The sequence below is a fragment of the Jannaschia formosa genome (assembly GCF_003340555.1).
GTDB classification, from domain to species: domain Bacteria; phylum Pseudomonadota; class Alphaproteobacteria; order Rhodobacterales; family Rhodobacteraceae; genus Jannaschia; species Jannaschia formosa.
Map to the genome: position 1 here is coordinate 1 of NZ_QPLJ01000012.1, position 18,936 is coordinate 18,936.

Annotated in this window: 21 protein-coding genes; 16 read left to right on the top strand and 5 right to left on the bottom strand. The window is 72.2% G+C overall.

Features of this window, described 5'->3' with window-relative positions; genetic code table 11:
• Positions 1–331: 331 nt before the first annotated feature.
• Positions 332–1,252 (bottom strand): manganese-dependent inorganic pyrophosphatase, encoded by a 921-nt coding sequence (locus DR046_RS13195; RefSeq protein ID WP_115382865.1) that lies wholly within the window; start codon positions 1,250–1,252, stop codon positions 332–334.
• 80 nt (positions 1,253–1,332) lie between these two features.
• Here DR046_RS13195 and DR046_RS13200 point away from each other — a divergent pair, with 80 nt between their 5' ends.
• The 3 genes from DR046_RS13200 (at position 1,333) to DR046_RS13210 (ending at position 3,872) form a co-directional block, all read left to right on the top strand.
• On the top strand, positions 1,333–2,016 hold the full coding sequence (locus DR046_RS13200; protein ID WP_115382866.1) for a DUF2161 domain-containing phosphodiesterase: 684 nt from the start codon (positions 1,333–1,335) through the stop codon (positions 2,014–2,016).
• A 235-nt stretch (positions 2,017–2,251) separates the two neighbouring features.
• On the top strand, positions 2,252–3,088 hold the full coding sequence (locus DR046_RS13205; protein ID WP_115382867.1) for a DMT family transporter: 837 nt from the start codon (positions 2,252–2,254) through the stop codon (positions 3,086–3,088).
• Positions 3,089–3,143: 55 nt separating this feature from the next.
• A complete protein-coding gene (locus DR046_RS13210; protein ID WP_115382868.1) occupies positions 3,144–3,872 on the top strand; it encodes an esterase/lipase family protein in 729 nt (242 codons plus the stop codon).
• Between the two features lie 14 nt (positions 3,873–3,886).
• Here the strand turns inward: DR046_RS13210 and DR046_RS13215 are convergent, their stop codons facing one another.
• Positions 3,887–6,001 carry a sulfotransferase family protein gene (locus tag DR046_RS13215; protein WP_167767105.1) on the bottom strand — a complete coding sequence of 705 codons (2,115 nt, stop codon included), beginning with the start codon at positions 5,999–6,001 and terminating at the stop codon, positions 3,887–3,889.
• A 186-nt stretch (positions 6,002–6,187) separates the two neighbouring features.
• On the opposite strand from DR046_RS13215, the gene DR046_RS23260 reads away from it, so the two are divergent.
• The 6 genes from DR046_RS23260 (at position 6,188) to DR046_RS13245 (ending at position 11,039) form a co-directional block, all read left to right on the top strand.
• The gene (locus DR046_RS23260; protein WP_167767106.1) at positions 6,188–6,946 is read left to right on the top strand and encodes a Hint domain-containing protein; all 759 of its coding nucleotides are present in this window, start codon (positions 6,188–6,190) and stop codon (positions 6,944–6,946) included.
• A gap of 85 nt (positions 6,947–7,031) precedes the next feature.
• Positions 7,032–7,910 (top strand): TIGR01459 family HAD-type hydrolase, encoded by an 879-nt coding sequence (locus DR046_RS13225; RefSeq protein ID WP_115382871.1) that lies wholly within the window; start codon positions 7,032–7,034, stop codon positions 7,908–7,910.
• Positions 7,911–8,018: 108 nt separating this feature from the next.
• Positions 8,019–8,462: a MaoC family dehydratase gene (locus DR046_RS13230; RefSeq protein ID WP_115382872.1), complete on the top strand. Its 444-nt coding sequence runs from the start codon at positions 8,019–8,021 to the stop codon at positions 8,460–8,462.
• A 148-nt stretch (positions 8,463–8,610) separates the two neighbouring features.
• The gene (locus DR046_RS13235) at positions 8,611–9,543 is read left to right on the top strand and encodes a bifunctional riboflavin kinase/FAD synthetase (RefSeq protein ID WP_115382873.1); all 933 of its coding nucleotides are present in this window, start codon (positions 8,611–8,613) and stop codon (positions 9,541–9,543) included.
• On the top strand, positions 9,536–10,015 hold the full coding sequence (locus DR046_RS13240) for a YcgN family cysteine cluster protein (protein WP_115382874.1): 480 nt from the start codon (positions 9,536–9,538) through the stop codon (positions 10,013–10,015). The genes DR046_RS13235 and DR046_RS13240 overlap by 8 nt, the downstream gene beginning before the upstream one ends.
• Before the next feature lies 1 nt (position 10,016).
• Entirely contained in the window at positions 10,017–11,039 is a 1,023-nt protein-coding gene (locus DR046_RS13245) for a threonine aldolase family protein (protein ID WP_306418049.1), read from the top strand.
• A gap of 273 nt (positions 11,040–11,312) precedes the next feature.
• On the opposite strand, the gene DR046_RS13250 is transcribed toward DR046_RS13245, so the two are convergent.
• On the bottom strand, positions 11,313–11,567 hold the full coding sequence (locus DR046_RS13250) for an accessory factor UbiK family protein (RefSeq protein ID WP_115382875.1): 255 nt from the start codon (positions 11,565–11,567) through the stop codon (positions 11,313–11,315).
• A 103-nt stretch (positions 11,568–11,670) separates the two neighbouring features.
• Between DR046_RS13250 and lgt the strand changes: the two genes are divergently transcribed.
• The 4 genes from lgt (at position 11,671) to DR046_RS24655 (ending at position 14,907) form a co-directional block, all read left to right on the top strand.
• Entirely contained in the window at positions 11,671–12,570 is a 900-nt protein-coding gene (lgt, locus tag DR046_RS13255; RefSeq protein ID WP_115382876.1) for a prolipoprotein diacylglyceryl transferase, read from the top strand.
• Positions 12,567–13,604, top strand: coding sequence for a class I SAM-dependent methyltransferase (locus tag DR046_RS13260; RefSeq protein ID WP_209313584.1), 1,038 nt, complete (start codon positions 12,567–12,569; stop codon positions 13,602–13,604). The genes lgt and DR046_RS13260 overlap by 4 nt, the downstream gene beginning before the upstream one ends.
• Positions 13,601–14,347 (top strand): peptidoglycan editing factor PgeF, encoded by a 747-nt coding sequence (gene pgeF, locus DR046_RS13265; RefSeq protein WP_115382877.1) that lies wholly within the window; start codon positions 13,601–13,603, stop codon positions 14,345–14,347. Before DR046_RS13260 ends, pgeF begins: the two co-directional genes overlap by 4 nt.
• A 437-nt stretch (positions 14,348–14,784) precedes the next feature.
• Positions 14,785–14,907 carry a hypothetical protein gene (locus DR046_RS24655; RefSeq protein WP_280652844.1) on the top strand — a complete coding sequence of 41 codons (123 nt, stop codon included), beginning with the start codon at positions 14,785–14,787 and terminating at the stop codon, positions 14,905–14,907.
• A 34-nt stretch (positions 14,908–14,941) separates the two neighbouring features.
• Here DR046_RS24655 and DR046_RS13270 read toward each other — a convergent pair whose 3' ends face one another.
• Positions 14,942–16,579: a thiamine pyrophosphate-binding protein gene (locus DR046_RS13270; RefSeq protein ID WP_115382878.1), complete on the bottom strand. Its 1,638-nt coding sequence runs from the start codon at positions 16,577–16,579 to the stop codon at positions 14,942–14,944.
• Positions 16,580–16,630: 51 nt separating this feature from the next.
• On the opposite strand from DR046_RS13270, the gene DR046_RS24860 reads away from it, so the two are divergent.
• Positions 16,631–16,756, top strand: coding sequence for a hypothetical protein (locus tag DR046_RS24860; RefSeq protein ID WP_370816251.1), 126 nt, complete (start codon positions 16,631–16,633; stop codon positions 16,754–16,756).
• A gap of 9 nt (positions 16,757–16,765) precedes the next feature.
• Positions 16,766–17,167: an NADPH-dependent FMN reductase gene (locus DR046_RS13275; RefSeq protein WP_370816253.1), complete on the top strand. Its 402-nt coding sequence runs from the start codon at positions 16,766–16,768 to the stop codon at positions 17,165–17,167.
• 81 nt (positions 17,168–17,248) lie between these two features.
• Here DR046_RS13275 and DR046_RS13280 read toward each other — a convergent pair whose 3' ends face one another.
• The gene (locus tag DR046_RS13280) at positions 17,249–18,094 is read right to left on the bottom strand and encodes a methylated-DNA--[protein]-cysteine S-methyltransferase (protein WP_115382879.1); all 846 of its coding nucleotides are present in this window, start codon (positions 18,092–18,094) and stop codon (positions 17,249–17,251) included.
• 108 nt (positions 18,095–18,202) lie between these two features.
• Here DR046_RS13280 and nth point away from each other — a divergent pair, with 108 nt between their 5' ends.
• On the top strand, positions 18,203–18,862 hold the full coding sequence (gene nth, locus DR046_RS13285) for an endonuclease III (protein WP_115382880.1): 660 nt from the start codon (positions 18,203–18,205) through the stop codon (positions 18,860–18,862).
• Positions 18,863–18,936 lie beyond the last annotated feature (74 nt).

Genomic DNA, 18,936 nt, shown 5'->3' on the forward strand with positions numbered 1-18,936 from the left:
AACTCGTAAAATAGCGCGCCCTGCGCGACTTGCCTTGGCCCCATCATCGCGATGCCCTCCACTCTCAGAACGAGTGAATCAAAGCCTCGAACGCCAGGCAACGGACTTTTTCAACAGTATCTCCGCACAGCGGCCATCGGGTCAACTTTGCTGCGAGAGCCCAAGGACCGGGGTAGACCATTCGTGTCAGTCCGCCGCACCCGCCGACCCGAGCGCCAACCGTCGCCCGCAGGCAGCCCGACCGGCGCAAACCCGCTGTTGGAGGTTTGCGTCGGACGCGGATCACCCCCGCGTCACCCGTGGATCACCCGTGAAATCCGGGCGCCCCAAATCAGACCTTCAGCGCCGGGATGATCTGCTTCTTGCGGCTCATCACGCCCGGCAGGACCACCGTATCGCCCGTGACCGTGGCGCCGAAGCTCTTCTCGGCGACCGTCTTCGTCAGCTCGTTCGGGACCAGCAGCGTCGCCTCCTCGTTGAGGATATCCACAACGAACAGAAGGACTTGCGCCACCCCGTCCTCGGCGGCCACGACCGGCATCGCCTCGACCAGCGCGTCCTTGCGGTCGAGGATCGCCCGGGGCGAGGTCGTCTCCAGAACCGAGACCCGGAAGGAGGTGCCCTCGACGGCGTACTCCTTTGAATCCATGCGTAGAAGCTCCGCCTCCGAGAAGGCGGAGACGTCGGACTTCGCGGCGAACATGGCCTCGGCCAGTTCCGGAATGTCGACCCCCAGCTCCTCGGCCAGACGCTCGGCTACGGCGCGGTCATGATCGGTCGTCGTCGGCGAACGGAACTCCAGCGTGTCCGACAGGATCGCCGTCAGCATCGCACCCTTGATCGCCTCGGGCGCCGAGGAGGCCGCCGATCCCATCATGTCGTACATGATCGTCGCGGTGCAGGCGAGCGGGCGGATGGTGATGTCGATCGGGCCCTTCGTCTCCAGCCCGCCGGTCAGCTTGTGGTGGTCGATGATCTGGCGCAGGTCGGCCTTGGCGATGTTGGCGGGCAACTCGCTGGGATTGTTGGTGTCCACGACCACGCAGGGCTGGCCGGCCTCGACGTCGAGGATGATCTCGGGCTTGTCGAGGCTCCAGCGCTCCAGCATGAAGGCGGCCTCGGTATTGGGCTCGCCCAGCAGGACGGGCTTCGCCGCAGTCCCGGCGACCTCGCTGAGATACCAGGCCCAGACGATCGGCGCGGCGGTCGAGTCGGTGTCGGGGGACTTGTGGCCGAAGACGAGGGTGGTCATGTGCGGGCATCCGTGCTGCGGTTCGGGATCGGGTTCGGCGCGCGCTTAGCGCGCAAGGCGGGCATTGTCACGGGGTCAGGATGGGCAGGACGCCGCCGGAGACGGCGCTCTATACGCCGGTGAAGCGCTTCCTCGAAGGCCAGGGCTACGAGGTGAAGGGCGAGGTCGGCCCGGCCGACGTGGTCGCCCTGCGCGGCGACGACCCGCCGGTGATCGTCGAGCTCAAGACAGGCTTCTCGCTGACGCTGATCCACCAGGGCATCGACCGGCAGGCGGTGACGCCGCATGTCTACCTCGCCGTGCCGGAGGTGCGGGGCCGGCGCGGGCTGTCGGCGCTGCGGGCCAACCTGAAGCTCGCCCGCAGGCTTGGGCTCGGCGTGCTGACCGTGCGGGTCGGGGACGGGCTGGTGACGGTGCAGTGCGACCCGGGCCCGTTCCGTCCGCGGCTGGTGAAGACCCCGAAGGAGCGGCTGCTGCGCGAGTTCGCCCGCCGCCGCGGCGATCCGTCTTCGGGAGGGGCGACGCGCGCGGGGCTGGTCACCGCCTACCGGCAGGACGCGACGCTGCTCGCCGCGCATCTGGCGCGCTCCGGTCCCAGCCGGGGCCGCGACGTCCGCGATGCCACCGGCGTGGCGCGGGCGACGGCGATGCTGCGGGACAACCATTACGGCTGGTTCATGAAGGTCTCGCTCGGGGTCTACGACCTGTCGGAGGCGGGCCGGGCAGCGCAGGCGTCCGGCGAGACCGAGCGGTCGGAGGATTGAGGCGAGCGGAGTAACGCTAGGAACGTGCCCTAAGGCCCGGCCCGAGAGGAGGGTCCAGATCGAGGATCTGGCGCTGACACGGCAGCCATGAACCGCACCGCTCGCAACCCGGATCGCCGCGCGTGGCCCCCGGGGCCCGCGCCCTCGATCCCGGCGCCTCGACCATGCGGAACGCGCGGATGCCCGATAACGACGGAAGCCTCGACAGCGTCCGCGCCGCGGGCCAGACAGCGCCATGCCCCTGCCCCTGCTCGCCGCCCTCGCCTTCTGCTTTCTCGCCGCGAACTCGCTGCTGACCCGGGCCGGAGTGCTGGACGGCACCGACCCGCTCGCCTTCGCGGCGATCCGGGTGGGCGCCGGGGCGGTGGTGCTGTCCCTGCTCGCCGCGCGGCGCGGGATCACGCTCGGCGGCGCGCGGCGCTGGGGCGCAGCGCTGGCGCTCGCGGTCTACCTGCTGGGCTTCTCGCTGGCCTACCGGACGCTGGACGCGGGGCTCGGCGCGCTGATCCTCTTTGCAATGGTGCAGATCGGCCTCTTCGCCATCGGCCTCGCCCGCGGCGAGGGCACCAGCCCGCGTGCGCTGGCCGGGATGGCGCTGGCGCTCTGTGGGCTGGCCTGGCTGCTCTGGCCGGAGGAGGGCGCCTCGGCCGACCCCGTGGATGCCGGTCTGATGGCCGTCGCGGGTCTGGCCTGGGCCGGCTATTCGCTGGCCGGCCGGTTCGAGCCGCGGCCGCTCGCCGGCTCGGCCGGGAACTTCCTGCTGGCGGCGGGGATGTTCGCGTTGGCCGCGCCGCTCTGGCTGGGTGCGCCGGTGACGGCGTTCGGGGCGCTGATGGCGGTGCTGTCGGGCGCCGTGGCCTCGGGCCTCGGCTACGCCATGCTGTTCCGCGTGCTGCCGGCGATGGGCTCGGCCACTGCGGGGCTGGCGCAGCTTTCGGTGCCGGTGATCGCGATGATCGCGGGCGCGGCGCTGCTGGGTGAGCTGCCCTCGGCGCAGACGATCTCGGCCGCGGCGCTGGTGCTGGCGGGCATCGCCGTCGCCACCCTGCGGCTCGGCCCGAGGCGGACGTGACGGAAGATCGCGGCGTGGGGGTGCCCGCGGGACCGCGATGGCCTAGGTTCCGGGGATGCGCGTGCTGCTCGTCCTCCTGCTCGTCCTCGCCGCGCCGCCCGCCCGGGCGGCGGCGGATTGCGTGATCCTGCTGCACGGGCTCGCCCGGGGCGCCGGGTCCATGGTGGTGATGGAGGAGGCGCTGCGCGCGCAGGGCTACACCGTCTTCAACAGCGACTACGACTCGACCGTGGCCAAGGTCGAGACCCTGGCCGAGACGGCCATGCCCGAGGCGCTGGCCGCCTGCCCCGAGGACGCGCCGCACATACATTTCGTCACCCATTCCATGGGAGGGATCATGCTGCGCTACTGGATGGCGCATCACGACGTTCCCCGGCTGGGCCGGACGGTGATGCTGGCGCCGCCGAACCAGGGCTCCGAACTTGTCGACGAACTGGACGCATTGCCGCCCTTCGAATGGCTCAATGGCCCGGCCGGAGCGCAGTTGGGGACGGACGGCCTGCCGGCCCGGCTCGGCCCGGTCTGGCCCGAGGTCGGGATCATCGCCGGCAGCCGCAGCCTGAATCCGGTCTACTCGGCGATCCTGCCGGGCGAGGATGACGGCAAGGTCTCGGTCGCCTCGACCAAGGTCGAGGGGATGAAGACGCACCTGACCCTGCCCGCGACCCATACCTTCCTGATGAACAACCCGGTCGTGATCGGGCAGACGCTGTCCTTCCTGCGCACCGGCGCGTTCCGGCCGGGCCTCGACCTCATGGACGTGTTCGACACGCTGACCGACTGAGGGCGCGGCGCCGGTCAGGCCCCGTCCAGCACCCCGCGCGCCTCCAGCGCGTCGAGCAGCGGCCGGATCCGCGCCTCATGCGCGCGCCATCCGCCCTTCGACGAGCGGTAGAGCGGCTGGCGCACCTGCGCGAAGCTCAGCGTGGCGACCCGCTCCGCCCGCTCGTGGAAGGCCAGAACCTCCCGCTCCCAGTCGAGCCCGCAGAAGGCCAGCATCCGCCGTGCCTCGCCCTCCGGGTCGTCGAGCAGCGCCTCGTAATGGATGTCGTGCAGCGCGCCGGGGCCGAGCGCCTCGCGCCAGAACGCCACCGCCTCGCGGAAGAGCGCGATGTGATCGGCGATGCCCTCCGCCGTCGCCGCGTAGCGATGCGTGCCGTCGCGGAAATGGTTGCGCCAGATCGACAGGGCCACGTCGCGCGGGTCGCGATGGACGACGACGATGCGCGCCCGCGGGAGGATGCGCAGCGCCTGACCCGCTTGGGCATAGGTGTGGATCGACTTGTCCGTCGTGCGGCGCGGATCCGGGCCGCCCGCCGCCGCCTCGGCCCGCACGGCATAGGCTTCGCCCGCCTGTGTTAAGACCTCGGCACCCGCACCGTCCCGCAGCTTCGCCGACAGCTCCGCGAGGACGGGGCCCAGCACCGCAAGCTCCCCGCCCGCGCGCATCGCGGAATGGGACGAGAGGATCGCCTCGACCAGCGTCGTGCCGGAGCGCGGCAGCCCGGTGACGAAGACCGGCGCGGCCTCGCAGGCACTTTCGCCCTGCAGGTCGCGGATCGCCTCCCAGTCGGGGCCGGTCATGCGGGCGAGGTCGGCGCGGTCCGCTTCGGGCGAATGCGGCCAGCGCGCGGCCGTGGCGGCATTGGCCGCGTCGAGATGGTCGAAGGCGGCGGCGGGGTCCGCCCGCTCCAGCACCCGGGCGAGCGCGTAGTGCAGCAGGCGGCGATCCTCGGCGCCGGTGGCCGGATCGTCGAGCGCCTTGCGCATGCCGCGCACGGCCGGATCGTCCGGGTCGAGCCTGCGGCCATAGGCCAGCGCCCGGGCCGCGGTGCCGTGGCCCGGGGCGCGGGCGAGGACGGCGCCCAGATCGGCCTCCGCCTCGGCGGTGCGGCCCTCCGACTGGAGGAGCTGCGCCCGCGCGGTGCGCAGGTCGGAATCGTCGGGATGGCGGGCGAGGCCGGCGGCGAAGGCGGCGAGCGCGTCTTCCGTCCGCCGCGCGGCCGCGGCGGCATGGCCGAGCAGCAGGTCGCGCTCGGGCGCATCGGGGGCACGCGCGGCGGCGTGGTCCATCGCTTCGGCCGCGCGGCCGCGGGCCAGCGCGACCTCGGCGGCGAGGCGCAGCGCGGCGTCGGCGCGGGGCGCGGCGGCCAGGGCTGCCTCGGCGGCGCGGGCGGCGTGGTCGAGCAATCGCTGGGCCAGGGCGAGCCGCCCGAAGACCAGCTGCGCCTCCGCCCAGCCGGGCGCGAGGCGCGCAGCGCGGCGGGCCTCCGCCAAGGCGCTCGCGACCTCGCCCGCCCGGGCCTGCGCGCGGGCACGCCCGAGGCGCAGGTCGGCGGCATAGGGCTCCAGCCGCGCGCCTTGGGCGAAGGCCTCCGCCGCCGGGGCTGCGGCCCCGGCCTGCAGCCGGGCCTGCCCCAGCAGCTGCCAGACCGCGGCGCCCGGCTGGCGCGCGAGCAGGGGCCGCGCCACGGCCTCCGCGGTGCGCGCGTCCCCGGCCTTCGCGGCCTTCGTCAGCGCCGCGACGTCGCGCTTCGTCGCCGCGCCGGTGCCCGTGGCCCGCGCCCCCTGCCCCCGCGCCGCCGCGTCGATCATGCCCGTCAGCGCGGCGGGCAGCCCGGCCGCCCGCGCGCGGCCGCGCAGATCGGCCGCGTCGCCCAGCCGCCAGGCCAGCAGCGCCCGCTCCATCCAGACCGCCGGCTCCTTCGGCGCGGCGGCGAGCGCGGCTTCGAAGGCGGCGCGCGCCTCCTCCGGTCGATCCGCCTCGGCGAGCGCGCGGGCCTCGAGGAACCGCGCCTCGGCCGGGACGGAGGCGCCCGAGAGCAGCGGCGACAACGCGGCCAGGGCCGCCTCGGCGCGCCCGGCTTCCAGCAGGCGCGCGGCGGCGCGCAGGGTCTCGGTCGGATCGGTCATCGCGGGCGGCCTAGCATGCGCGGGACCGGGGCGGGAGAGGGGTCGCGCGAGCCATCGAAGCGACACGATTCCGACACGAAGCACGAAGCTGAAACCCATTGTTTCGCGTCCGTCCCTTGCCCGAACCCCCGCAGAGGCGCGATAAGGGGCCCGCGGTGGGGGCCGCACCTGACGGGACGACCATTCATGACTGCCTATCAGCGGCTGCCCTCGGCGGGTTACCGATCCGCGCTGGACCCCGCGCTCGACGACAGGACCGGACGCGCCGATGCGCGTCCCCTGGCCGCCCTCGACCTCGCCTGGATCGACGGCAAGGGCCGCGCCACCTGGGACAACCGCAAGCTGCCGGACACGCCCGAGGTCGCCGCCGCCGTGTCCTGCCTGGCGCGCGGCGCAATGCTGCGCGGACCGAACGGGCCGGTCTCGATCGAGGACCTGATGCCCGGCGACCGCGTCGCCACCGCCGCCGGCGGCACCGCCGAGATCCGCTGGATCGGCTCGCGCTCCTATGGCTGGGGGGTGGAGCGTCCCCTCCTGTGGCGCATCTCGGCCCGGGCCTTCGGCGGCCAGGGCCCCGAGAGCGACATCGTGCTCGGCGCCGACGCGCAGGTGCTGATCGACAGCCCGCGCTGCGTGCCGCTGGTCGGCCGGCGCGAGGCCTTCGCTCCGGTCGCCGCCTTCGAGGACGGGGTGACGATCACCGCGATCACGCCCCCCGGCGAGGTCACGGTCTATGGCCTCGCCTGCGCCACGCAGGAGGCGGTGCTGGTCTCGGGCCTGCCGGTCGAGACCTACCATCCGTCCCGCACCACCGCGCGCAGCCTGAACCGGGTCGTGCTGTCGGACATGGCGCGGCTCTTCCCGCAATCGGCCGAGACCGGTGGCTTCGGCGCGCCGCGCATCCCTTACCTGACCCTGTCGGAGGCGCAGTCGCTGGCGATGTAGGCCCGCGGTCGCGGCGGCGCGGCCATGGACCTGGCCGCGCGCGGATGGCAAAGGGCGCTCGTCCCCGACGCGAAAGGCCGGCCCCATGCAGATCGTCTCCGCCCTCTCCGAGGTCTCCGACCGCTACGATGCGCTGTTCGTCGATCTGTGGGGCTGCGTGCATGACGGCGTGCGGGTGATGCCCGGCGCCAACGAGGCGCTGCGCGCCTTCCGTGCGAAGGGTGGGAAGGTCATCCTCGTGACCAACTCGCCGCGGGCGCGGACCGGCGTCGCCAGGCAGATCGAAGGCTTCGGCGTCGCCCGCGACGCTTGGGACGACATCGCCACCTCGGGCGATTCGGCGCGGCTGGCGATGTATCGCGGCATCGTCGGCACGAAGGTCTGGCACATGGGCTATGCCGGCGATACCGATGACAGCTTCTTCACCGCCCCCACCGTTCTGGACGATCCGCTGCCCATAGAGCGCGTCGCGCTCGAGGAGGCCGAGGGCATCGTCTGCACCGGCCCCGCCGATCCCCTCGCCGACCCGTCGGTCAACCGGCCCGAACTGCTGCTCGCCAAGACGCGCGGACTGAAGCTGCTTTGCGCGAACCCGGACATCATCGTCGACCGGGGCGAGCACCGCGAATGGTGCGCCGGAGCAGTCGCGAAGCTCTATGGCGAGATGGGCGGCGAGAGCCTCTATTTCGGCAAGCCGCATCCGCCGATCTACGACCTCGCCCGGCGGCGACTGGCGCAGCTGGCCGACGTGCCCGACAGCGCGATCCTCGCCATCGGGGACGGGCCATCGACGGACGCGGCCGGGGCGATGGGCGAGGACCTGGACCTGCTCTTCATCTCGGGGGGGCTCGGCGCCGCCGAGACCGGCACGCCCCGGCTGGGCGATCCGGACCCGGAGAAGCTGGCGGCCTACCTGCAGGCGACGGGGGTGGTGCCGACCTATGTGATCGGATCCCTTCGGTAACATTATCCTGCTTTCGGAGCCTCTGAGGAATTTTTGTTACCTTCCGACTTGCCGCATCGCGGCGCGCACGCTAGGTCAACGGCCAAGCGCAGCGCCGGAGGATTCGCCATGCTCGACAACATGCCCCGTGGCACGATCTGCATCGAGGATATCGAGATCGGCATGAGCCGGTCGCTCCGGAAGGTGATAACCGATCGCGACATCGAGCTCTTCGCCGAGGTCTCGACCGACCATAACCCGGTCCATCTCGACGACGCCTATGCGCAGGACACCATCTTCGAGGGCCGCATCGCCCACGGGATGCTGACCGCCGGCCTGATCTCGGCGGTCATCGGGGAACAGCTGCCCGGCCACGGCACGGTCTATCTTGGCCAGACGCTGAAGTTCCTCGCCCCCGTGCGCCCGGGCGACATGGTCGAGGCGGTCGTGACCGTCACCGACATGGATATCGCCAAGCGCCGGGTGACGATGGACACCCATTGCGCCATCGGCGACAGGAAGGTGCTGAAGGGCGAGGCCGTAGTGCTGGCGCCGTCGCGCAAGTTCGACTGAAGGGGGGCGAGGGACTGCCGTCCCTCGCGCTCCCTGCCCGAGGGGGCCGTCTGCCCCCTCGGACACCCCCGAAGGTATTTCCGGCGAGATGAGGAGCGCGGCAGGGTCACAGCTTGCGCCTGCCGGGACTGCGGGCTAGCCCGGCGCCATGCGCATCCTCCGCGATCCCGACGACATTCCGGCCGATGCGCGCGGGGCCTCCGCCGCCATCGGCAATTTCGACGGGGTCCATCTGGGCCATCAGCATGTCATCGACCGCGCCCGCCGTCCGGGGGCACCGCTCGGCATCGTCACCTTCCATCCCCACCCGCGCGAGGTCTTCGCCCCCGACGCCCCGCCCTTCCGGCTGATGTCGCCGGACGCGCGCGCGTCCCGGCTGGCCAAGCTGGGCGTCGACCTGCTGTTCGAACTGCCCTTCGAGCGCATCGCCCCGCTGACGGCCGAGGCCTTCATGGCCGACATCCTGGCCCGGGCGCTGGGGCTGTCCCATGTCGTCACCGGCGCCGATTTCCGCTTCGGCAAGGGCCGCGCCGGCGACGTGGAGACCCTGCGCGAGGGCGGCGCGCGGCTGGGCTTCGACGTCTCCACCGCCGAGCTGATGGGCGGCGACGTTCCGGTGTCGTCGACCGCGATCCGCGAGGCGCTGACCGAAGGCCGCCCCCGCGACGCCGCCCGGATGCTGGGCCACTGGCACCGCATCGAGGGCCCGGTGCTGCATGGCGCGAAGCGCGGGCGGTCCCTCGGCTATCCGACCGCCAACATGGGGCTAGAGGGACTGCATCTGCCCCGCCTCGGCGTCTATGCCGTCTTCGTCGACATCACCGGAGGGGCCCATGCCGGGCGTCACGAGGGCGTCGCCTCGCTGGGCGTCCGACCCATGTTCGGCGAGAACGCGCCCAACCTGGAGACCTTCCTCTTCGACTTCGAGGGCGATCTCTACGGCACGACGCTCTCGGTCGCGCTGGTGGAGTTCCTGCGCCCGGAGATGCGCTTCGACGGGCTCGCCCCGCTGGTCGCGCAGATGGATGCCGACAGCGCCCGGGCGCGCGAGGTCCTGGCCGGGATGCGTCGCCATGGCTGACGATCCGATCGACCGCACCGGCCTCGCCCCCCGCTTCTGGGAGAAGGGGCTCGACCGGCTGACCGTGAAGGAGTGGGAGGCGCTCTGCGACGGCTGTGGAAAGTGCTGCCTCAACAAGCTGGAGGACGACGAAAGCCGCGACGTGGCGCTGACCCGCATCGCCTGCCGGCTGTTCGACGACTCGACCTGCCGCTGCGCGGACTATGCCCGGCGCCTGTCCTTCGTGCCCGAATGCATCGTCCTGACGCCCCGGACCCTGCCCAAGGTCGTCTATTTCTTCCCCGAGACCTGCGCCTATCGGCGCCTGCACGAGGGCCGGGACCTGCCGCACTGGCACCCGCTGCTGACCGGCGACCCGATGTCGCCGCATCTGGCGGGCGCCTCGCTGATGGACGACACCGTCTCCGAGGCGGAGATCGGCGACGCGGACTGGGAGGATTTCGTCATCGAGGAACCGACCGGAGGCGCCTGACATGAACCTGAACTTCGCATCCGACAACACGGGCCCCGTATCCGAGCCGATCATGCAGGCGATCCTGGCAGCCAATCACGGCGGCGCGATGCCCTACGGCGCCGACCCGGCGGCGGCCCGCGTGCGCGAGGCGCTGCGCGGCCTGTTCCGGTGGCCGGAGGCGGAGGTGCTGCTGGTCGCGACCGGCACCGGCGCCAACGCCCTGGCCCTGTCCGGTCTCGTCCAGCCGTGGGAGACGGTGTTCTGCCACCGCATCGCCCATATCGAGGAGGACGAATGCGGCGCGCCCGAGTTCTACACCGGCGGCGCGAAGCTGACCCTGGTCGAGGGCGCGGGGGGCAAGATGACGCCCGGGACGCTGGCCGAGGCCATGGCGCCGGTGGGCACCAAGGGCGTCCACGGCGTGCAGCGCGGCGCCCTGAGCGTGACCAACGTGACCGAGGCGGGCACGGTCTACACCCTGGACGAGATCTCGGCGCTGACGGCCATGGCGCGGGACGCGGGGATGGCCTGCCATCTCGACGGCGCGCGCTTCGCCAATGCCTGTGCGGCGCTCGGCTGTTCGGCGGCGGAGCTGGCGGCGGGCTTCGACGTGGTCAGCTTCGGCGGCACCAAGAACGGCTGCATGGCCGTCGAGGCGATCGTGCTGCGCGACGGTGCGCAGGGCCCTGAGATGGGCTTTCGCCGCAAGCGCGCGGCACAGCTCTGGTCGAAGCACCGCTACCTGTCGGCGCAGATGGAGGCCTATCTGGCCGAGGACCTGTGGCTGGCGAACGCCCGCGCCGCGAACGCCGCCTCCGCGCGCCTCGCCGAGGAGCTGCGGGCGCTCGGCGCCGAGATGGTGGGGCAGCCGCAAGCCAACATGATCTTCTGCCGGATGGACCGCGCGGCCCATGACCGCGCCCTCGCCGAAGCGCAGTACTACGTGATGGACGCAGCCGACAGACCGCTCTGCCGTCTGGTCTGCGATCCCTCGAAGACCGCGGCCGAGGTCGACCGGCTGCTCGAGCTCCTGCGCGGCTGACGCGCCGAACTCTTCGAAGGAAACGGCCCAGCGTCATGCAAGCCCGCGCCCGTCGAACCGCAGGGCGGCTTCGGGCGCGCCGCCACCGACGCCGACGAGGCGCGCTGCGGCAGTGGGGCCTCATGCCGCGTGCCTCATGCCGAGGCGCCTTCCCCGCGGACGGCCGCGCTCGGAAGCGTCGTTCAGCTTCCTTCGCCGGCAGGGGGGACCATCACGCGCCGCTCCGGGCGGCCTCGATCCGTCGGCTCGGTGGGCGGTCCGCGCGCGCCCCGCTCAGGACGTGGTGCCGTTCTTGCCTTCTAGCGCCTCCAGCCGGGCCTTCAGCGCCTCGTTCTCCTCGCGCGCCTTCTGCGCCATGGCGCGCACGGCATCGAATTCCTCGCGGGTGACGAAGTCGCGGTCGGCCATCCAGCGGTCGAGCATCGACTTCATCGCCGTCTCGGCCTCTTCGCGCGCGCCCTGGGCCACGCCCATCGCGTTGGTCATAAGCTGACCGATATCATCCATGAAGCGGTTGCGGCTTTGCATGTCGGGTCACTCCGTTGGTTTCCCACACCATATGGGCGCCGGGTCCGCGGCGGGCAAGCCGGGGGCTGTTGACCGGCCCCGCGGGCCGGGGCAGAGGGCGTGCATGATCTATGCGATCCCCTTCCCGGACGTCTCGCCCGAACTGTTCTCTCTGGACCTCGGCTTCTTCGTCTTCAGCCTGCGCTGGTATGCGCTGGCCTATATCGCGGGCATCGTCGGCGGCTGGTGGATGTCGCGCTGGCTGGTGACGCGGCCGGGGCTCTGGCCCGGCGGCAAGATGCCGATGACGAAGCAGCAGGTCGAGGACGTGATGACCTGGATCGTGCTGGGCATCGTGCTGGGCGGGCGGCTGGGCTACGTGATCTTCTATCAGCCCGGCTACTACCTGGCGCACCCGGCCGAGATCCTGGCGGTCTGGCAGGGCGGCATGTCGTTCCACGGGGGCGCACTGGGCACGGCCATCGCGGTCACGGTCTATGCCTGGCGGCACCGGATCCCGATCCTGTCGATCCTCGACATCGCGTCGATGGTGGCGCCGCTGGGTCTCGGCCTCGGCCGGATCGCGAACTTCATCAACGCCGAGCTCTGGGGCCGCCCGACGAACCTGCCCTGGGGCGTGATCTTCCCCGGAGAGGCGGCGCAGGCCTGCGCCAATTTCGGCGAATTCTGCGCCCGCCACCCTTCGCAGCTCTACGAGGCGGTGCTGGAGGGCGCGGTGCTGCTGGCCGCACTCTGGTGGGTGGGGCTGCGCGGCGGGTTGAAGCGGCGCGGGCTCATCCTCGGCCTGTTCCTCGCCGGCTACGGCGCCGCGCGGACCTTCGTCGAGGCGTTCCGGCAGGCGGACGCGCAATACATCACCGTCTCGAACCCCTACGGCCATGTCCTCCGCTTCACCGACGGTCTGGGCCTGACGATGGGGCAGCTGCTCTCGCTGCCGATGCTGGCGGCCGGCCTGCTGGTCGTGGCCACCGTGCTGGCCGCGGGCCGACGCGCGCGGGCGTGACCCTCGCCGACCGGATGATTGCGCGCATCCGCGCCACCGGGCCGATGACGGTGGCCGACTTCATGGCCGATGCGCTGCTCGACCCGGCGGAGGGCTACTACGCCACCCGCGACCCGCTGGGCACCGACTTCACCACCGCGCCCGAGATCAGCCAGATGTTCGGAGAGCTGGTCGGGCTGGCGCTCGCCCAGGCCTGGCTCGACCAGGGCGCCCCCGCGCCCTTCACCCTGGCCGAGCTCGGGCCCGGACGGGGCACGCTGATGGCCGATGCGCTGCGCGCGACGCGGGGCGTGCCCGGTTTCCACGAGGCGGCGCGGCTGCACCTGGTCGAAGCCTCCGCCACCCTGCGCGGCGTCCAGGCCAGGACCCTGGCCGGCCATGCGCCCGTCTGGCACGACATCGCCGAGGGCCTGCCCGACCGCCCGACCTTCCTCGTCGCGAACGAGTTCCTCGACGCCCTGCCGATCCGCCAGCATGTCCGCGACGGCGGCGGATGGCGCGAGCGGCTGGTGACCGTGCGGGACAGCGCGCTGGCCTTCGCGCTGGGTCCGCCCGTGCCGGTGCCCGAACTGGACGCGCGCGACGTCCCGGACGGCACCCTAGTAGAGCGCTGCCCCGCGCTGCCCGGCATCGTCGCGACGGTCGCCGACCGCCTGCGTCACGGCGGCGCCGCGCTCTTCGTCGATTACGGGCACTGGCTCAGCCAGGGCGACACGTTGCAGGCGCTGCGCGCAGGAAAGTCGGTCGACCCGCTGGACGCGCCCGGCACGGCCGACCTGACCGCCCATGTCGACTTCGCCGCGCTGGCCGCTGCCGCACCCCGGGCCAGCGCGATGACCCCGCAGGGCGTCTGGCTGGAGCGGCTGGGCATCACCGCCCGCGCCAACGCGCTGGCCCGCGGCCCGCGCGCCGAAGAGATCGCCGCCGCCCATCGCCGCTTGACCCACCCGGGCGAGATGGGCGACCTGTTCAAGGTGATGGCACTGGCCGCCCCCGGCGCGCCCCTGCCCCCCGGACTGGAGGAGCCGTCATGACCTTGGAGATCCTGCGCTCCGACCTGCTGGGCGAGGTGCCCCACGGGTTCTTCACCCGCAGGGGCGGGGCCTCGTCGGGCGTGTTCGCGGGGCTCAACTGCGGCACCGGGTCGTCCGATCAGTGCGAAGCCGTCGCCACCAACCGCGCCCGCGTGGCCGAGGCGATGGGCGGACCGCTGCACGGCGTCCATCAGGTCCATTCGGCCGAGGTCGTCGTGGTCGACGGAGCCGAGCAGACTCCGCGACCCAAGGCCGATGCCATGGTGACGACGCGGCCCGGCGCGGTGCTGACGATCCTCACGGCCGACTGTCAGCCGGTGCTCTTCCACGATCCCGAGGCGGGCGTGATCGGCGCCGCGCATGCCGGCTGGAAGGGCGCGCTGGGCGGCGTGCTGGAGGCCACGGTCGACGCGATGGTCCGCCTCGGCGCGCAGCGCGACCGCATCCGCGCCGCGATCGGCCCCTCGATCAGCCAGCGCGCCTACGAGGTCGGGCCCGAGTTCCTCGACACCTTCCTCGCCGAGGACGACGAGGCCATGCGCTTCTTCGCCAATGGGCAGGACGGCCGCTACCAGTTCGATCTCGTCGGCTATGGCCTGCACCGCCTGCGCCGGGCGGGCGTCGAGGCGGAATGGACCGGGCATTGCACCTATTCGGATCCGGCGCGGTTCTATTCCTACCGCCGCACGACCCATGCCGGCGAGGCGGATTACGGGCGGCTGATCTCGGCGATCCGGCTGTAGGCGGAAGGCCGGGCAGCAGTCAGGCGCTGCGCCATGCCCCGGCAGTCGAGCGCCGCGCCTTGCATACGGCGTGCCCGGATACTCCGCGACCTGCGCGCCGATCCTCGCCAAGGGTGCGGTCGCCAGCGGGGCGCCGACGGTTCCGGCCGGTTGGCGATGCGACGCGCGGCATCCGGCGCACTGGGGAAGCCGCCGAGGAGGGAACATCGTCCCGGCCAAGGAAACGGGCAGCCCGATTGGGACCTGCCGTCTCCAAGGCAGAAACAGCTATAGACGCCGTCAACCCGCTGAGATCGCTTGCATCCGCCCGATCTGCCCCAGATCCGCCATCCCGTCGCTGTGCCCCTGCCGCTTTCGTTTCACGCGATGACCTCGGTCGCGCCCTCCGGCTGCCGCAGGCAGCTTCCATGATCGGTCCCAGCAGAGGAGATCGCATCATGTCCCGTAAGACCTGGATGGACCGCACCATCGAAGCCGCCCGCACCGAGACCGTGCGCCTGCCCTGGGCGCGGACCCCGAAGGACCGCCCCGCGCCGGTGAAGGCCACTGCGAAGGCCTGAGGCGCCGACGCGCCGGACGCCAGCGTCCGGCGCCCTACCCGGCGGCGAGATCCGACAGCGACGCGCCCGGCGACAGCACGTCCCGGTCGAGCATCAGCTCGATCACCGCCAGCCGCTCCGCCGTCAGTGCCGCCTCCAGCGCGGGCGCGAAGGCCTCCTGCGTCTCGACGCGGAAGCCCGCGCCGCCATAGGCCTCGGCCAGGGCGGCATAGTCCGGGTTGGCCAGCTCCGTCCCCGAGACGCGGCCGGGATAATGCTTTTCCTGATGCATCCGGATCGTGCCGTAGCGTCCGTTGTTGCAGACGATCACGACCGGCGTCGCGCCATGCTGGACGGCCGTCGACATCTCGTTCAGCGTCATCTGGATGCAGCCGTCCCCGGCGAGGCAGACCACCGCCCGCCCGGGCCGCGCGATCGACGCGGCCACCGCCGCCGGAAAGCCGTAGCCCATGGATCCGCTCGTCGGCGCGAGCTGCGTGCCGAACCGCTTCCACCGGTAGTAGCGGTGCAGGAAGGCCGCGTAGTTGCCTGCGCCATTGGTGACGATGGCGTCCTCCGGCAGCACCCGGTCGAGATGGGCGATCACCTGCTCCAGCTTGACGGCGCCCGGCGTCTCGCGCGGGGTGGTCCAGCCGAGATAGCTTTCGCGTGCGCGGCCCTGCATCGGCTGCCAGCCCGGCAGCGAATCGTCGCGCGCGGCCAGCGCCAGCGCGACGTCGGCGGCCCGCGCCTGGATGGCGATCTCGGCAGACCAGATCGCGTTGATCTCCTCGGCGCCGGGATGGACATGGATCAGGGCGGGGGCGTCGCGCGCGGGGTCGAGCGCCTCGAAGCCCCGCGTCTCGATATCCCCCAGCCGCGTGCCGAGCGCGAGGATCAGGTCGGCCCGCGCCAGCCGGTCCATCAGCGCCGGGTTCGGCCCGACATTCAGGTCGCCGGCATAGGCGGGCGAGCGGTTGTCAATGTAGTCCTGCCTGCGGAACGAGACGGCGACCGGCAGCCCGTGCCGCTCCGCCCAGACCTGCAGCGCCTGCGCGGCCTCCGCCGACCAGCCGGAGCCGCCGGCGACGACCAGCGGCCGCTCCGCCCGGGAGAGGCGCGCGATCACCGGCCCGAGGTCCGGCACCGCCGGGCGCGGCACGACGACCGGGGGCCGGTCCAGCGCCTCCGCCTCGGCCGAGAGCATGTCCTCGGGCAGCGCCAGCACCACCGGGCCGGGCCGCCCCGCCTGCGCGACCGAGAAGGCGCGCGCGATGTATTCGGGCAGCCGCTCCGTCTGGTCGACCTCCGCCACCCATTTGACGACGCGGCCGAACATGGCGCGGTAGTCGACCTCCTGGAACGCCTCGCGGTCGCGATGGCCGCGCGCGATCTGGCCCACGAAGCAGATCATCGGCGTCGAATCCTGCATCGCGACATGCAGTCCGGCCGAGGCGTTCGCCGCCCCCGGGCCCCGCGTGACGAACAGGATGCCGGGCTTGCCGGTCAGCTTGGCATGGGCCTCGGCCATCATCGCGGCGCCCCCCTCCTGCCGGCAGACGATGTTGGGGATGCCGCAGGACCAGAGCCCGTCGAGCGCGGCGAGAAAGCTCTCGCCCGGGACGGAGAAGACGCGTTCCACCCCCTGAATCGCCAGTTGATCGGCCAGGATTCGCCCGCCATGCCTCGTCATCATCCGCTCCGCACCTAGGTTGCCGCTGCTACCAACAGGAAAGCCCGGCCCATGTCCACACTCCTCGGCCTGTGCGGATCGCTCCGCGCGGGGAGCTACAATCTCAAGCTGATTCAAGAGGCTGCGCGCCTGCACGGCGGCGATTTCACGCTGGGCGACCTGCGCCTGCCGCTCTAAGACGGCGATGTGGAGACCTCCGAGGGCATCCCCGGCCCGGTCGCGCGGCTTGCAACGCGGATTGCCGAGGCGGATGCCGTGATCGTGACGACGCCGGAATACAACAAGATGCTGTCGGGCGTCCTGAAGAACGCGCTCGACTGGATCAGCCGGACGCCGGGCAACCCCTGGGCGGGCAAGCCGGTCGCGATCATGTCGGCCACCGCCGGCCGCTCCGGCGGGGAACGGGCGCAATGGTCGCTGCGCCTCGCGCTCCTGCCCTTCCGCCCCGAGATCGTGCCGGGACCGGAGATGCTGCTCGGCGCCGCGAAGGAGCAGTTCGACGCCGAGGGCCGCCTCGTCAGCGACCGCTACCTGAAGACCCTGACCGACCTGATGGAGGCGCTCAGGGCCCGCACGCCCCGGGCCTGACGCCCGGAGTCCCGCTTTCCGCGGCGCAAAGAGCCTCCGGGCGAAGTGCGCAGCGGCAGAGCCCCCTCCCCACCGCGAACCTCACCCCGCCTCGGCCCGCCCCGCCTCCCAGGCCAGCATGGCGCGCTTCACCGGCAGGCCCCAGTGATAGCCGCCGAGGCCCCCCGACTTGCGCAAGGCCCTGTGGCAGGGGATCAGCCAGCTGACCGGGTTGCGGCCCACTGCCGTGCCAACCGCGCGCACGGCGCGGGGCCTACCGATATGGGCGGCGATGTCGGAATAGGTCGTCACCTGCCCCGAGGGAATCGACATCAGCGCCTCCCAGACCTTGATCTGGAACGGCGCGCCGATCAGGTGCAGCCGCGCTTCTCCGCCCGAGAAGAGGCCGGCGGCCAGCGGCGCCACCGCGCCCGCGTCCTCGACGACCTCCGCCTCGGGCCAGCGCCCGCGCATGTCCTCCAGCGCCCCTGCCCGCCCGCATTCCGCCGCGAAGGCCAGCCCGCAGATCCCGCGATCCGTCGCCATGACGAGCATCTCGCCGAAGGGGCTGTCGAACCAGCCATAGCGGATCCGGAGCCCCGCGCCGCCCTTCGCGTAGTCGCCGGGCGACATCGCCTCCCACCGGAGGAACAGGTCGTGCAGCCGCCCCGTCCCCGACAGCCCCGCCGAGGCGGCGGCGTCCAGCACCGTCGCCCGCTCCTTCAGCAGCGCCTTGGCATGGCCGAGCGCCAGGTATTGCGAGAGCCGCTTCGGGCTGACCCCCGCCCAGGCGCTGAAGACCCGCTGGAAATGCGCGGGCGACATCCGCATCTCGGCGGCCAGCTCCTCCAGCGAGGGCGGGTCGCCCGCGCGTGCGTCGATCGCCTCGATGGCGCGGCGCATGATGCCGTAGTGATAGGCGCCCTCCGCGCCCGCGTCGTCCTTCATGGCTCTGTCTCCCTGATGCCCGCCTTCCTAGATGGCGGACCCGCCTCCCGCGACCCGGAACCTGCGCCAAAGCCTTGCCGGCCCGCGCGGCGCGCGCCACAAGCGCGCATGCCCAAGCTGCCCGCCCCCCTGCCCTACGCCACCCAGGCCGAGATCTTCGCCCGCTTCCAGGCCGCCGAGCCCGAGCCGAAGGGCGAGCTCGAGCATGTGAACGCCTATACCCTGCTCGTGGCCGTGGCGCTTTCGGCGCAGGCCACGGATGTTGGCGTCAACAAGGCCACCCGGGCGCTCTTTGCCGTCGCCGACACGCCGCAGAAGATGCTCGACCTCGGCGAGGAGGCCCTGACGCAGCACATCAGGACCATCGGCCTCTACCGCAACAAGGCGAAGAACGTCATGAAGCTCAGCCGCATCCTCGTCGAGGAGCATGGCGGCGTGGTCCCCTCCTCGCGCGCCGCGCTGCAGGCGCTGCCGGGCGTCGGTCGCAAGACGGCGAACGTCGTGCTGAACATGTGGTGGGGCCACCCGGCGCAGGCGGTCGACACCCACATCTTCCGCGTCGGCAACCGCACCCGCATCGCGCCCGGCAAGGATGTCGACGCGGTCGAGCGCGCCATCGAGGACAACGTCCCGGCCGAGTATCAGCGACATGCCCATCACTGGCTGATCCTGCACGGCCGCTACACCTGCCTCGCGCGCAAGCCCAGATGCCCGGCCTGCCTCATCGCCGATCTCTGCCCCTACGAAGACAAGACGACCTCCCCCTGACGGCGCGATCCCTTGATCCGGCCCCGACAAACGGGCAGGAGGCACGCGCCCCTCTTCCTGTGGCGGGAAATACT